This window comes from Pseudomonas sp. 05L36 (assembly GCF_056398125.1).
In genome coordinates this window covers 35,228-47,833 of sequence record NZ_JBFTOU010000009.1, presented here as the reverse complement: position 1 = coordinate 47,833, position 12,606 = coordinate 35,228, and the positions used below count along the sequence as shown (strand labels likewise).

The window sequence follows — 12,606 nt, the reverse complement described above, 5'->3', positions numbered from 1 at the left end:
GGTGTCGTGCACAAGATTCGGGTACACAGGAGATCCACTGTGGGAGCGAACCTGCTCGCGATGCGCGAAGCGCAGGCTTTTTACTTCTTCAGGTCTTCGGCGCCTTGCAGCGGTTCGTCGCCGAGCAGCAGATCTTTGTCATGGCTGACCAGTTCCTCTTCGAACATGCGCCAGATGTGCTCGTCCTGGGTGCCAAGCAGTTCGACAAAGCGCCGGCCTTCGATCTTGTCGCTCAACTGGCCGATGTAGCGGCCCTGTTCGGTTTCGCTGCGGGCCAGGATGATCTTGCGATCCTTTTCCGGCTGGGTCGGCGAGATCAGGTTCAGCTCCAGGGTCTTGGGCTGGCTCTCGCCGCTCAGGCGCAGGTCAACCTCGCCGGTCACGCCATCGAGATGAACGCTGGCGCGCATTTTCAGGGTCTGGGCCAGCAGCTCACGGTCGAGGGAGCGGTTGATGCCTTTGCCAGCCTCGTAGTAGTTGTCGTTGACCAGGTTGTCCGGGTTGTTCACCGCGATGGTCACCATGGACAAGGTCAGGGCCACCGAGCAGGCCAGGATCCCGATGATGATCCACGGCCAGAGGTGCTTGTACCAGGGGCTTGCGGCAGTTGCTGCGGGCATGTTCAGTTCTCTCAACGATTTTGTGGGCCGATGAACCGGCTCTTGGCTTCGATGTGGACGCTGTCGTCATCGGCATCCTTGAGGATGAATTTCACCTCGTTGGTGCTCGACGGCAGTTTTTCCGGCGCGACGGACAGCTCGGCAGGCTGGCTGACGATCTCGCCGGCCGCGACCTTGATCTCGCGCCGGCCCTGCAATTTGAGATCCGGCAGGCCAGAGGCTTCGAGCACGTAGATATGGTCGCGCTGGTCCTTGTTCATGATTTTCAGGCTGTAGACGTTTTCGATCCGGCCTTCGGCGTTCTCGCGGTACAGCACGCGGTCCTTGCTGACATCGAAACCCACCAGCGCACGCATGAAGAATGCCGTCGCCAGCAAGCTGATCATCGCCAGCAGCACCACGGCATAGCCGATCAGGCGCGGGCGCAGTTTATGGGTTTTCTGCCCGGACAGGTTGTGCTCGGTGGTGTAGCTGATCAGCCCGCGCGGGTATTCCATCTTGTCCATGATGGCGTCGCAGGCATCGATGCAGGCGGCGCAACCGATGCATTCGATTTGCAGGCCGTCACGGATGTCGATACCGGTCGGACAGACCTGGACGCACATGGTGCAGTCGATGCAGTCACCCAGGCCCTGAGCCTTGTAGTCGATGCCTTTTTTACGCGGGCCACGGCTTTCGCCACGGCGCGGATCGTAGGAAACGATCAGGGTGTCCTTGTCGAACATCACGCTCTGGAAGCGCGCGTACGGGCACATGTAGATGCACACCTGTTCACGCAGCCAGCCAGCGTTGCCGTAAGTGGCGAGGGTGAAGAAGCCGACCCAGAAGTACGACCAGCCATCCGCCTGGCCGGTGAAGAAGTCGAACACCAGTTCGCGGATCGGCGAGAAGTAGCCGACGAAGGTCATGCCGGTGACGAAGCCGATCAGCAGCCACAGGGTGTGCTTGCTGAGTTTGCGCAAGAACTTGTTGGCGCTCATCGGCGCCTTGTCGAGCTTGATGCGTTGGTTGCGGTCACCTTCGGTGACTTTTTCGCACCACATGAAAATCCAGGTCCAGACGCTTTGCGGGCAGGTATAGCCGCACCAGACCCGGCCGGCGTACACGGTGATGAAAAACAGGCCGAACGCGGCGATGATCAACATGCCGGACAGCAGAATGAAGTCCTGGGGCCAGAAGGTGGCGCCGAAAATGAAGAACTTGCGCTCCGGCAGGTTCCACCAGACGGCCTGATGACCGCCCCAGTTCAGCCACACCGTGCCGAAATACAGCAAAAACAACATGGCACCGCCGGTCATCCGCAGATTGCGGAACAAGCCGGTGAAGGCGCGGGTGTAGATTTTTTCTCTGGAGGCGTAGAGGTCGACGCTGTTGTTCGCGTTCTTGGCAGGTGGAGTGACGTCGTGTACCGGTATCTGGTTGCTCATCATCGCATCCCACGGCAGTGGAAGAGTGCCTCGGTCAGTACGTGCCGACCGCGGTCAAAAAGGGGTGTTGCAGTGGCTCAATGATACGCCTGTCGCTCTAGCCTGCGGGTGCGACCTTTGGTCACGTTTGGCAAATTCATTTGATGGTGTAATGACTTGAATCAATTGACTTGGGAATTATGGGCGGTTTTACGCATGTCGCCGGTCATTCGACCCATGGGTTGATCAGTTGTACACCGCTGGACTGAAAGTCTGCGACATTGCGTGTGACCACCGTCAAACCATGAACCAGCGCCGTGGCCGCAATCAAGGCATCGCTTTCATTGGCTCTGTCGGGGATATGCAGACTGGCGCAGCGAATCGCTACGGCGGCATCGACCGGAAGGATTCGGGCGTCGAAGGCTGGCATAACGTGATGCTTCAACCAAGTGCGCAAGACTTTCCCTTGGGCGGGATCCCGACGCTCCATTCGTAGAACGCCTGTTTCCAGCTCCTTCAAGGTAATAGCCGAAATGAACATGCGTGGAGCGATGACACTTTTGGCCCACGCAACGACGTTCGCATCAGCCTGGGGTTTGCGTAGCTCGGAAATTACGTTGGTGTCGAGTAGAAACATCAGGACAGATCCACAGGGCGATGTTTGATCACGGCACGCTCGGTTTCGAATTCGATATCGACTGCTTCTGGCATGACCAGCAGTTCGGCGATGTCGGCGTGGGTGCCGGTCAGTTTTTGGTAGTCCTCAATGCTTAGCAGTACATGGGCCGGTTTGCCTCGGTCGGTGATGAAAACAGGCCCCTGGCGAGTGGCTTTTTTGGCACCACTTGTGTCCTGGTTGAATTCGCGGCTGGAAATTGTAGTGATGGCCATCATGGTTGGCCCTCCTGAAGCTGCTTTGTAGAAACGTTACTACTATGCGTGTCGCCCCACAACCTCAGAGAGGGCATAGGGCATTACCATTGGTCGCCGTACGCTAGAGATCAGCGCTGAAAAAACAAAACGGCCCCGCCAATTCACATTGGCGGGGCCGTTTTTTTTTTGTTGCTTCAAGCGTTTGCCTTACTCGGCGTCCGCTGCCTTCTCACCGTGAGACAGGCTGTAGACGTAAGCGGCCAGCAGGTGAACCTTGTCGTTGCCTTGCAGCTGTTCTTGCGCAGGCATCTGGCCCTGACGGCCATAACGGATGGTCTGTTGCAGTTGAGCGAAGCTCGAACCGTAGATGAACGCTGCCGGGTGAGTCAGATTTGGTGCGCCCATCGCTGGCGTGCCTTTGCCTTCCGGACCGTGGCACGCCACGCAGTTGGTGGCGAACAGTTTCTGCCCGGCAACCGGGTCGGCCTTGGTGCCTTCCGGCAGCTTGCGGCCATCGAGGTTGGTCAGGACAAACGCGGCCACGTCGGCCACGCCTTGCTCGCCGATCACTTCAGCCCATGCAGGCATCACGGCGTGACGACCGCCCATGATGGTGGTCTTGATGGTTTGCGGCTCGCCGCCCCAGCGCCAGTCGGCGTCGGTCAGGTTCGGGAAACCATAGGCGCCCTTGGCGTCGGAACCGTGGCAAACCGAGCAGTTGGAGGCGAACAGGCGGCCACCCATCTTCAGGGCTTGCGGGTCCTTGGCCACTTCTTCGATTGGCATGGCAGCGAACTTGGCGAAGATCGGACCGAACCTGGCGTCCGACTTGGCCATTTCCTTTTCCCACTCGTGAACGCCGGTCCAGCCGGTCTGGCCGTTGGCGAACGGGGTCTGCTTCTCGTTGTCGAGGTAGCCGTAACCCGGCAGCAGGCCTTTCCAGTTACCCAGGCCCGGATACAGCGCCAGGTAGCCCAGTGCGAAGATGATGGTGCCCACGAACAGCATGAACCACCATTTCGGCAGCGGGTTGTCGTACTCCTCGATCCCGTCGAAGGAGTGCCCGACTGTCTCGTCCGTCTGCTCTGCGCGCTGGCCCTTGCGGGTCGACAGCAGCAGCCAGGTCAGGGAAAAGATCGTACCGAGACTGAGGACTGTGACGTACAGACTCCAGAATGTAGTCATTCTTTGTTACTCCTAGAAGCTTGCTCGACGTGCTTGATGGCTTCGGGATCATCCGCGAAAGGCAGCAAGGTCGCGTCTTCAAACTCCGACTTGCGCTTGGGACTGAACACCCACAGTGCCAGTCCGATGAAGGCCACCATCACGACAACGGTGCCCAGGCCACGAATCATCCCGATATCCATCCAATTCACCGTTTGCTTTTGATGATGGTGCCCAGGCCTTGCAGATAGGCCACCAGCGCGTCCATTTCGGTTTTGCCCTTCACAGCATCCTTGGCGCCGGCGATGTCTTCGTCGGTGTAAGGGACGCCGAGCGTGCGCAAGACTTCCATTTTCTTGGCGGTGTCTTTGCCGTCGAGCTTGTTTTCCACGAGGAACGGGTAGGCCGGCATTTTCGATTCGGGCACTACGTTGCGCGGGTTGTACAAGTGCGCACGCTGCCAGTCATCGGAGTAACGACCGCCGACGCGGGCCAGGTCCGGACCGGTACGCTTGGAACCCCACAGGAACGGGTGGTCCCAGACGCTTTCACCGGCGACCGAGTAGTGGCCGTAGCGTTCGGTTTCAGCACGGAACGGACGGATCATCTGCGAGTGGCAGCCGACACAACCGTTGGCGATATAAACGTCCCGGCCTTCCAGTTCCAGGGCGGTGCGGGGCTTCATGCCCTCGACCGGCTTGTTGGTGACATCCTGGAAAAACAGCGGAACGATCTGGGTCAGGCCGCCGATGCTGACGGCGATGACCATGAAGAAGGCCAGCAGGCCAATATTCTTCTCGACTGCTTCATGCTTCATCAGTGAGCTCCAACTACGGCAATCTGTTCGGCGGCTTTGGCTTCAGCCGGGTTCGAGGCGCGTACGGTACGGAATACGTTGTAGGCCATGAACAACATGCCGGTGGCGAAGAACGCACCGCCCAGGGCACGGACGATGAAGCCCGGGTGGCTGGCTTGCAGCGCTTCGACGAACGAGTAGGTAAGGGTGCCGTCGTCGTTGATTGCACGCCACATCAGGCCCTGGGTGATGCCGTTGACCCACATCGAGGCGATGTAGAGCACGGTACCGATGGTCGCGAGCCAGAAGTGGGTGTTGATCAGGCCGGTGCTGTGCATCTGCGCACGACCGAACAGTTTCGGGATCATGTGGTAGATGGCGCCGATCGAGATCATCGCAACCCAGCCCAAGGCGCCTGCGTGTACGTGGCCGATGGTCCAGTCGGTGTAGTGCGACAGCGAGTTGACGGTCTTGATGGCCATCATCGGGCCTTCGAAGGTCGACATGCCGTAGAACGCCAGGGAGACGACCAGGAAGCGCAGGATCGGGTCGGTGCGCAGCTTATGCCAGGCGCCCGACAGGGTCATCATGCCGTTGATCATGCCGCCCCAGCTCGGCGCGAGCAGGATGATCGACATCGCCATGCCCAGGGACTGAGCCCAGTCCGGCAGCGCGGTGTAGTGCAGGTGGTGGGGACCGGCCCAGATGTACAGGGTGATCAGTGCCCAGAAGTGCACGATCGACAAACGATAGGAGTAGATCGGACGCTCGGCCTGTTTCGGCACGAAGTAGTACATCATGCCCAGGAAGCCGGTGGTCAGGAAGAAGCCCACGGCGTTGTGGCCGTACCACCACTGGATCATCGCGTCCGTCGCGCCCGAGTAGGCCGAGTAGGACTTGAACAGGCTGACCGGCAGCGACATGTGGTTGACGATATGCAGCATCGCTGTCACGACGATGAACGCGCCGTAGAACCAGTTACCCACATAGATGTGCTTGGTCTTGCGCTTGACGATGGTGCCGAAGAACACCAGACCGTAGGTGACCCAGACAATGGCCAGCAGAATAGCCAGGGGCCATTCCAGCTCCGCGTATTCCTTGGTGGTGGTGAAACCCATCGGCAAGGTAATGATCGCGCCGACGATCACCGCTTGCCATCCCCAGAAGGTGAAGGCGGCGAGGCTGTCGGAAATCAGTCGCGTTTGGCAGGTTCGCTGCACGACGTAATAAGAAGTGGCAAACAGTGCACATCCACCGAAGGCGAAAATCACCAGGTTGGTGTGCAATGGGCGCAGGCGTCCAAAGCTCGTCCATGGCAGACCGAAGTTCAACTCCGGCCAGACCAGTTGCGAGGCAATGAAGACACCGAGCCCCATGCCAAGGATCCCCCAGACCACCGTCATGATGGCGAACTGGCGGACTACCTTATAGTTATAAGCAGTCGGACTGATTGCTGTGCTCATTCTAAGGTTCCACGGTTTGGGTGTTTTATTAGGATTAAAAATCGGCCGCAAGTATGGAGAAAGCAAGGGGTCATTGCAACGCGCCATGACCTGGGTCAATGCTTTCAAAAGCTGATTCTGCGGCCTTTCCATGCGCCGCGTAAGGACAAAATTGCCCGCGGGCAAAACATCCCGGCGGACTGATCAGGCGAGGGGGTCAGGTCGGATGTAACGGGGTGTGTTCAAACGCAACGTTTGGCTGACCGAAGGCAATTGGTGCGACAGCCGGTATCTACCAGCCTTTGCGGCCTGTCATCGGGCAGATTCGTCGAACACATCGTTCAGGGTCGACCTGGAACCGGCACCGGCCAGTCCGCATCGGGGGAAGCTTAGACCCGAATCCTGGGATCCGAAAGAAAGAGTCACAGAGGGTGCGACAATGCGTCGCAAAGGGGCAGGGAACTGCCGCATCCGCGAGAATGCGGCAGCAGAGCGGTCGGGATTTATTCGCGGTTGTCTTCAGCCTGCAGGCGCTCGGTATTCAAACCGTGGGACAGGCTGTACACATACGCGGCCAGCAATTGCACCTTATCGCTGCCCAGCAGTTCGTTCTGCGCCGGCATATGGCCCTGGCGGCCATGCCGAATCGTCTGCTCAAGTTGTGTCAGGCTCGTCCCGTAAATGAAGCCGGCCGGGTGCGTCAGGTTTGGCGCGCCCATGGCTTCAGTACCCTGGCCGTTTGCCCCATGGCAAGCCACGCAGGTGGTGCTGAACGCTTGCTGTCCGGCCTGCAGGTCGGCTTTGCTGTCGGCAGGCAATGGCAGCTTGGCCAGGCCATGGCGCACATACGCGGCGACGTTTTTCACACCTTCCTCACCCAGGACTTCACCCCAGGCCGGCATCATCGCCATCCGGCCACCCATGATGGTGGTCTTGATGGTTTCTGCATTGCCGCCCCAGCGCCAGTCGCTGTCGGTCAGGTTGGGGAAGCCGAACGCACCCTTGGCATCCGAGCCGTGGCACACCGAGCAGTTGGAGGCAAACAGGCGGCCGCCCATTTTCAACGCCTGTGGGTCCTTGGCCACTTCTTCCACGGGCATTGCCGCAAACTTCGCGAAGATCGGCCCGAACTTCCCGTCAGCCTTGGCCATCTCCTTTTCCCATTCGTGCACCCCGGTCCAGCCGTTTTCGTAGCCGGGGAGGACGCCTTTCCAGTTGCCCAGGCCCGGATAGAGGATCAGGTAGCCGACGGCGAATACCAAGGTGCCGGCGAACAGCATGAACCACCATTGCGGCAACGGGTTGTCGTACTCCTCGATGCCGTCGAAGCTGTGGCCCATGGTCTGGTCGACACTGCCCTTGGTTTCACCCTTGCGGGTGCCGATCAACAGCCAGGTCAGGCCGATCAGGCTGCCGATGGTCAGTACGCAGATCCACGTACTCCAGAAGGTGGTCATGGCCGGGTACTCCTTGTGACAGGTTCTTCAGTGATGTCGGGTTGTGGTTCGTCGGCGAACGGCAGCAGGCGCGCTTCGGCGAATTCCGGGCCGCGCTTGCCGTTGAATACCCACAGCGTCAGGCCGACAAAGGCCACGAACACCACGACGGTGCCAAGGCCGCGGATCATTCCAGTGCTCAATTCGATCTCTATAAAAGACATGGGCATGGCTCACCTCTTGCTCTTGATCGCAGTGCCGAGCACTTGCAGGTAGGCGACCAGCGCATCCATTTCGCTCTTGCCCTTGAGCGAAGCGACGGCGCCGGTAATGTCTTCGTCGGTGTACGGCACGCCCAGGGTGCGCATGGCCTTGATCTTGGTTTCGGTGTGGCTGCTGTCGAGCTGATTGGCCACCAGCCACGGGTAGGCTGGCATCTTCGACTCCGGCACGACGTTGCGCGGGTTGTACAAGTGCGCGCGGTGCCAGTCATCCGAGTAGCGCGCACCGACCCGGGCCAGGTCCGGGCCGGTGCGTTTCGAGCCCCACAGGAACGGGTGGTCCCAGACGCTTTCACCGGCCACCGAATAGTGGCCGTAGCGTTCGGTCTCGGCGCGGAACGGACGGATCATTTGCGAGTGGCAGCCGACGCAGCCTTCACGGATATAGATGTCGCGACCTTCCAGTTGCAGCGCGGTGTAGGGCTTCATGCCTTCCACCGGTTTGTTGGTCACGTCCTGGAAGAACAGCGGGACGATCTGGGTCAGGCCACCGATGCTCACGGCCAGGATCATCAGCAGCAGCAACAGGCCGACGTTTTTCTCGATAGTTTCGTGTTTCATGGCGGACTCCTCAGGCCATCTGCGCGGCAGCGGCGACGGCGGCAGGCTGAGAGGCCCGCACGGTGCGCCAGGTGTTGTAGGCCATCAGGAACATGCCGCTGAGGAAGATCGCGCCACCCACCAGCCGCACCACGAAGCCAGGGTGGCTGGCCACCAGGGTTTCGACGAAGGAGTAAGTCAGCGTGCCATCCTCGTTCACCGCACGCCACATCAGGCCCTGGGCGATGCCGTTGACCCACATCGAGGCGATGTACAGAACGGTGCCGATGGTGGCGAGCCAGAAGTGCGCGTTGATCAGGCCGATGCTGTGCATCTGCTCGCGGCCGAAGACTTTCGGGATCATGTGGTACAGCGCGCCGATGGAGATCATCGCCACCCAGCCCAAGGCGCCTGCGTGTACGTGGCCGATGGTCCAGTCGGTGTAGTGGGAGAGGGCGTTGACCGTCTTGATCGCCATCATCGGCCCTTCGAAGGTCGACATACCGTAGAACGCCAGCGACACCACAAGGAAACGCAGGACCGGGTCGCTGCGCAATTTATGCCAAGCGCCCGACAGGGTCATCATGCCGTTGATCATCCCGCCCCAGCTCGGCGCCAGCAGGATCAGCGACATCACCATGCCCAGCGACTGCGCCCAGTCCGGCAGCGCGGTGTAGTGCAGGTGGTGTGGGCCCGCCCAGATGTACAAGGTGATCAGCGCCCAGAAGTGCACGATCGACAAGCGATAGGAATACACCGGACGCTCGGCCTGTTTCGGCACAAAGTAGTACATCATCCCGAGGAAACCGGCGGTGAGGAAAAAGCCTACGGCGTTGTGTCCATACCACCATTGCACCATCGCATCGGTAGCGCCGGAGTACAGCGAGTAGGACTTGGTGAAGCTGACCGGCAATTCCATGTTGTTGACGATGTGCAGAATCGCCACGGTGATGATGAACGCACCGAAGAACCAGTTACCGACATAAATGTGTTTGGTCTTGCGCTGCATGATCGTGCCGAAGAACACGATGGCGTAGGCGACCCAGACGATGGTGATCAGGATGTCGATCGGCCATTCCAGCTCGGCGTATTCCTTGGAGCTGGTGTAGCCCAGCGGCAGGCTGATGGCCGCCAGGAGAATCACAAGCTGCCAGCCCCAGAAACAGAACGCGGCGATTTTCGGCGCAAACAATTGGGTCTGGCAGGTGCGTTGCACCGAATAAAACGAACTGGCGAACAAGGCGCAGCCGCCAAAGGCGAAGATCACCGCGTTGGTGTGCAGGGGGCGCAAGCGGCCGAAGCTGGTCCACGGCAGATTGAAGTTGAGTTCGGGCCAGACCAACTGGGCAGCGAGAAAAACCCCGAGCCCCATGCCGACGATGCCCCACACCACCGTCATAATGGCGAATTGGCGGACCACCTTGTAGTTGTAGGCGGTACTGATAGAAGTGTTCATGGTTCCCCATCCACGGTTCAGCCGAAGTGAGCGCACGCAGCGCTTGGCAGCGCACCCTTCGGCCGGAGTTATAGGCAGACTAAAAGCGAGGCAAGCATGGACAAAGGGCACAAGGCCGGTATTGACGGGGATCAATGGGCGCAGTGCGTGCGGGATCATGGATGGTTGTGGAATGCCGCCGCTGGCAAGGCTGCGGCGACGCTGATCCTCGCCCATGGCGCCGGCGCACCGATGGACAGCGACTGGATGAGCGACATGGCTGCACGCCTCGCCGCTCAAGGCGTCAACGTGTTGCGCTTCGAGTTTCCGTACATGGCGCAGCGGCGCATCGACGGCGGTAAACGCCCGCCGAACCCGGCGCCGAAACTGCTGGAATGCTGGCGCGAGGTGTATGCCCAGGTGCGACGCCATGTCACTGGGCCGCTGGCCATCGGCGGCAAGTCCATGGGCGGGCGGATGGCCAGTTTGCTCGTGGATGAATTGGGCGCGGATGGGCTGGTGTGCCTGGGGTATCCGTTCTATGCGGTGGGTAAACCGGAGAAGCCGCGGGTTGAGCATCTGGCGGGGTTGAAGACTCGAACCTTGATCGTGCAGGGCGAGCGCGATGCGCTGGGCAATCGTGAGGCGGTCGAGGGGTATGCGCTATCGCCGGGTATCGAGGTGTTCTGGCTGGTGGCAGGGGATCATGATCTGAAGCCGTTGAAGGCTTCCGGGTTTAGCCATGAGCAGCATTTGGCGGCTGCGGCGAGTAAGGTTGCAGCATTTTTGTGAGAAGCAAGATCAAAAGATCGCAGGCTGCGCCAGCTCCTACAGGGGAATGCGATCCATGTAGGAGCTGGCGCAGCCTGCGATCTTTTGACTTTGTTATCAGCGGTTAAATCGCTCCACCAACGAATATTGCGTATTGGCGGTCTTGGTCAGCTCTTCACTCAGCAACGCCGAGTTCTGCGCCTGTTCCGAAGTCTGGTCCGCCAGTTCCGAAATGTTGCTGATGTTGCGGCTGATTTCTTCGGCCACGGCACTTTGCTCTTCGGTCGCGGCAGCGATCTGGGTGGTCATGTCGGTGATGTTGGCCACCGCTTCGCTGATCCCCACCAGTGCCTGGTCCGCTTCCAGTACCCGCGCCACGCCTTCTTCCGCCTGACGATGCCCGGCTTCCATGGTCTGCACGGCAGTACTGGCGGTTTGCTGGAGCTTGGCGATCAGCGCATGAATCTGCCCGGTGGATTCGCTGGTGCGTTGCGCCAGTTGACGGACTTCGTCGGCCACCACCGCAAAACCGCGACCCATCTCGCCGGCACGGGCCGCTTCGATGGCAGCGTTCAGGGCCAGCAGGTTGGTCTGGTCGGCGATGCCTTTGATCACGTCGACCACACCTCCGATTTCGTTGCTGTCCTTGGCCAGTTGGGTCACGGTCACGCCGGTTTCACCGACCACAACCGACAGGCGCTGGATGGCTTCGCGGGTCTCCCCGGCGATGTCACGACCACGACCGGTCAGGCGATTGGCTTCCTGGGTGGCATCGGCGGTGCGTTGTACGTGGCTGGCGACTTCCTGGGTGGTAGCGGCCATCTGGTTGACCGCGGTGGCCACCTGTTCGGTCTCGACCCGTTGACGTTCCAGGCCGCTGGAGCTGTTGTGCGCCAGGGCATCGGATTGCCTGGCCTGATCGGTCAGGTGTTCGGCCGTGTCCTGCAAACGCGTCAGGCAGGTTTTCAGGCGTGCTTCCTGACTGAGTATGGACATTTCCAGACGCGCCTGGGCGCCGCGACTGTCGGTGTACATCTGTGCGATCAACGGATCGGAGGTGGTCTGCTCGGCCAGGCGCAGCAAGCGCTTGAGGCCACGCTGCTGCCACTGAAGGCCCATCAGGCCCAGTGGTACCGAGAGTCCTGCTGCCAGGGCAAACCCCCAATGGGAGTTCAGCGATGCACCGATCATGAAGCTCAATTGGCTGACCAGAATGAACGGCAGCCAGTCCTGCAGGATCGGCAACCATTTATCCGAGGAGGGAACGGCCGGCTTGCCCTGGTTAATGCGTTGGTAGAGCGCTTCGGCGCGGCGGATCTGTTCGGCAGAGGGCTTGACCCGCACCGACTCGTAACCGATCACCTGATTGCCTTCGAAGATCGGTGTCACATAGGCGTTCACCCAGTAATGATCACCGCTCTTGCAGCGATTCTTGACAATGCCCATCCATGGCAAGCCTTGTTTCAATGTGCCCCACATGTGCGCGAACACCGCGGCCGGGACGTCGGGGTGACGGACCAGGTTGTGCGGTGCACGGATCAGCTCCTCTCGGGAAAACCCGCTGATTTCGACGAAAGCCTCGTTACAGTAGGTGATCATGCCCTTGGCATCGGTGGTGGAAATCAACCGTTGCTGAGCCGGAAAGGTCCGTTCGCGTTGTGTAGTGGGTTGGTTGTTACGCATGGCTTTTTCAATCCGCAAGGCTTTCAAGAGTTGTCGGCTGCGTCGCGGGTTTATTGAATGTTTTTTTAATAGCCTGACGTGTGTCTCAAATTCGCCCTGCGTTGAAAGGATTGACCTGCCCAGCGGTTGAACTTTTCAGGTTTCCCTTAATGGACCCGG

The 12,606-nt window shown here is 59.9% G+C and carries 14 protein-coding genes; 1 reads left to right on the top strand and 13 read right to left on the bottom strand.

Annotated elements, in window-relative coordinates:
- Positions 1–80: 80 nt before the first annotated feature.
- The 12 genes from AC1DKH_RS12280 to ccoN (AC1DKH_RS12225) all read right to left on the bottom strand — a co-directional run bounded on the left by AC1DKH_RS12280 (position 81) and on the right by ccoN (AC1DKH_RS12225) (position 10,014).
- The gene (locus AC1DKH_RS12280; protein ID WP_477798292.1) at positions 81–620 is read right to left on the bottom strand and encodes a FixH family protein; all 540 of its coding nucleotides are present in this window, start codon (positions 618–620) and stop codon (positions 81–83) included.
- Positions 621–631: 11 nt separating this feature from the next.
- A complete protein-coding gene (gene ccoG, locus AC1DKH_RS12275; RefSeq protein ID WP_477753678.1) occupies positions 632–2,047 on the bottom strand; it encodes a cytochrome c oxidase accessory protein CcoG in 1,416 nt (471 codons plus the stop codon).
- 205 nt (positions 2,048–2,252) lie between these two features.
- On the bottom strand, positions 2,253–2,663 hold the full coding sequence (locus AC1DKH_RS12270; RefSeq protein WP_477753677.1) for a PIN domain-containing protein: 411 nt from the start codon (positions 2,661–2,663) through the stop codon (positions 2,253–2,255).
- Complete coding sequence (locus AC1DKH_RS12265) at positions 2,663–2,917, bottom strand: type II toxin-antitoxin system Phd/YefM family antitoxin (RefSeq protein ID WP_477753692.1); 255 nt, start codon at positions 2,915–2,917, stop codon at positions 2,663–2,665. The genes AC1DKH_RS12270 and AC1DKH_RS12265 overlap by 1 nt, the downstream gene beginning before the upstream one ends.
- Before the next feature lie 189 nt (positions 2,918–3,106).
- Positions 3,107–4,084, bottom strand: a complete 978-nt coding sequence (ccoP, locus tag AC1DKH_RS12260; RefSeq protein WP_477753676.1) for a cytochrome-c oxidase, cbb3-type subunit III — start codon at positions 4,082–4,084, stop codon at positions 3,107–3,109.
- Entirely contained in the window at positions 4,081–4,266 is a 186-nt protein-coding gene (locus AC1DKH_RS12255) for a CcoQ/FixQ family Cbb3-type cytochrome c oxidase assembly chaperone (RefSeq protein ID WP_003175465.1), read from the bottom strand. Before AC1DKH_RS12255 ends, ccoP (AC1DKH_RS12260) begins: the two co-directional genes overlap by 4 nt.
- Positions 4,267–4,271: 5 nt before the next feature.
- Positions 4,272–4,880 (bottom strand): cytochrome-c oxidase, cbb3-type subunit II, encoded by a 609-nt coding sequence (gene ccoO, locus AC1DKH_RS12250; protein WP_009042961.1) that lies wholly within the window; start codon positions 4,878–4,880, stop codon positions 4,272–4,274.
- Complete coding sequence (gene ccoN, locus AC1DKH_RS12245; protein ID WP_046041350.1) at positions 4,880–6,322, bottom strand: cytochrome-c oxidase, cbb3-type subunit I; 1,443 nt, start codon at positions 6,320–6,322, stop codon at positions 4,880–4,882. The genes ccoO (AC1DKH_RS12250) and ccoN (AC1DKH_RS12245) overlap by 1 nt, the downstream gene beginning before the upstream one ends.
- 482 nt (positions 6,323–6,804) lie before the next feature.
- Positions 6,805–7,758 carry a cytochrome-c oxidase, cbb3-type subunit III gene (gene ccoP, locus AC1DKH_RS12240; protein ID WP_477798291.1) on the bottom strand — a complete coding sequence of 318 codons (954 nt, stop codon included), beginning with the start codon at positions 7,756–7,758 and terminating at the stop codon, positions 6,805–6,807.
- Positions 7,755–7,967, bottom strand: coding sequence for a cbb3-type cytochrome oxidase subunit 3 (locus AC1DKH_RS12235; protein ID WP_477753674.1), 213 nt, complete (start codon positions 7,965–7,967; stop codon positions 7,755–7,757). Before AC1DKH_RS12235 ends, ccoP (AC1DKH_RS12240) begins: the two co-directional genes overlap by 4 nt.
- A gap of 3 nt (positions 7,968–7,970) precedes the next feature.
- On the bottom strand, positions 7,971–8,579 hold the full coding sequence (gene ccoO / locus AC1DKH_RS12230; RefSeq protein ID WP_008020035.1) for a cytochrome-c oxidase, cbb3-type subunit II: 609 nt from the start codon (positions 8,577–8,579) through the stop codon (positions 7,971–7,973).
- Between the two features lie 10 nt (positions 8,580–8,589).
- Positions 8,590–10,014 (bottom strand): cytochrome-c oxidase, cbb3-type subunit I, encoded by a 1,425-nt coding sequence (gene ccoN, locus AC1DKH_RS12225; protein ID WP_477798290.1) that lies wholly within the window; start codon positions 10,012–10,014, stop codon positions 8,590–8,592.
- Positions 10,015–10,110: 96 nt separating this feature from the next.
- Between ccoN (AC1DKH_RS12225) and AC1DKH_RS12220 the strand changes: the two genes are divergently transcribed.
- A complete protein-coding gene (locus AC1DKH_RS12220) occupies positions 10,111–10,785 on the top strand; it encodes an alpha/beta family hydrolase (RefSeq protein ID WP_477798289.1) in 675 nt (224 codons plus the stop codon).
- 96 nt (positions 10,786–10,881) lie between these two features.
- Here the strand turns inward: AC1DKH_RS12220 and AC1DKH_RS12215 are convergent, their stop codons facing one another.
- Positions 10,882–12,447, bottom strand: a complete 1,566-nt coding sequence (locus tag AC1DKH_RS12215; RefSeq protein ID WP_477798288.1) for a methyl-accepting chemotaxis protein — start codon at positions 12,445–12,447, stop codon at positions 10,882–10,884.
- Between the last annotated feature and the right edge of the window lie 159 nt (positions 12,448–12,606).

What these genes read in the sequence shown, in the direction of transcription:
- ccoO (WP_008020035.1), bottom strand. Translation starts at nt 8,579, where the DNA reads ATGAAACACGAAACTATCGAGAAAAACGTCGGCCTGTTGCTGCTGCTG.
- ccoO (WP_009042961.1), bottom strand. Translation starts at nt 4,880, where the DNA reads ATGAAGCATGAAGCAGTCGAGAAGAATATTGGCCTGCTGGCCTTCTTC.
- ccoG (WP_477753678.1), bottom strand. Translation starts at nt 2,047, where the DNA reads ATGAGCAACCAGATACCGGTACACGACGTCACTCCACCTGCCAAGAAC.
- ccoN (WP_046041350.1), bottom strand. Translation starts at nt 6,322, where the DNA reads ATGAGCACAGCAATCAGTCCGACTGCTTATAACTATAAGGTAGTCCGC.
- ccoN (WP_477798290.1), bottom strand. Translation starts at nt 10,014, where the DNA reads ATGAACACTTCTATCAGTACCGCCTACAACTACAAGGTGGTCCGCCAA.
- AC1DKH_RS12235 (WP_477753674.1), bottom strand. Translation starts at nt 7,967, where the DNA reads ATGCCCATGTCTTTTATAGAGATCGAATTGAGCACTGGAATGATCCGC.
- AC1DKH_RS12270 (WP_477753677.1), bottom strand. Translation starts at nt 2,663, where the DNA reads ATGTTTCTACTCGACACCAACGTAATTTCCGAGCTACGCAAACCCCAG.
- ccoP (WP_477798291.1), bottom strand. Translation starts at nt 7,758, where the DNA reads ATGACCACCTTCTGGAGTACGTGGATCTGCGTACTGACCATCGGCAGC.
- AC1DKH_RS12215 (WP_477798288.1), bottom strand. Translation starts at nt 12,447, where the DNA reads ATGCGTAACAACCAACCCACTACACAACGCGAACGGACCTTTCCGGCT.
- AC1DKH_RS12280 (WP_477798292.1), bottom strand. Translation starts at nt 620, where the DNA reads ATGCCCGCAGCAACTGCCGCAAGCCCCTGGTACAAGCACCTCTGGCCG.
- AC1DKH_RS12255 (WP_003175465.1), bottom strand. Translation starts at nt 4,266, where the DNA reads ATGGATATCGGGATGATTCGTGGCCTGGGCACCGTTGTCGTGATGGTG.
- AC1DKH_RS12220 (WP_477798289.1), top strand. Translation starts at nt 10,111, where the DNA reads ATGGACAAAGGGCACAAGGCCGGTATTGACGGGGATCAATGGGCGCAG.
- AC1DKH_RS12265 (WP_477753692.1), bottom strand. Translation starts at nt 2,917, where the DNA reads ATGGCCATCACTACAATTTCCAGCCGCGAATTCAACCAGGACACAAGT.
- ccoP (WP_477753676.1), bottom strand. Translation starts at nt 4,084, where the DNA reads ATGACTACATTCTGGAGTCTGTACGTCACAGTCCTCAGTCTCGGTACG.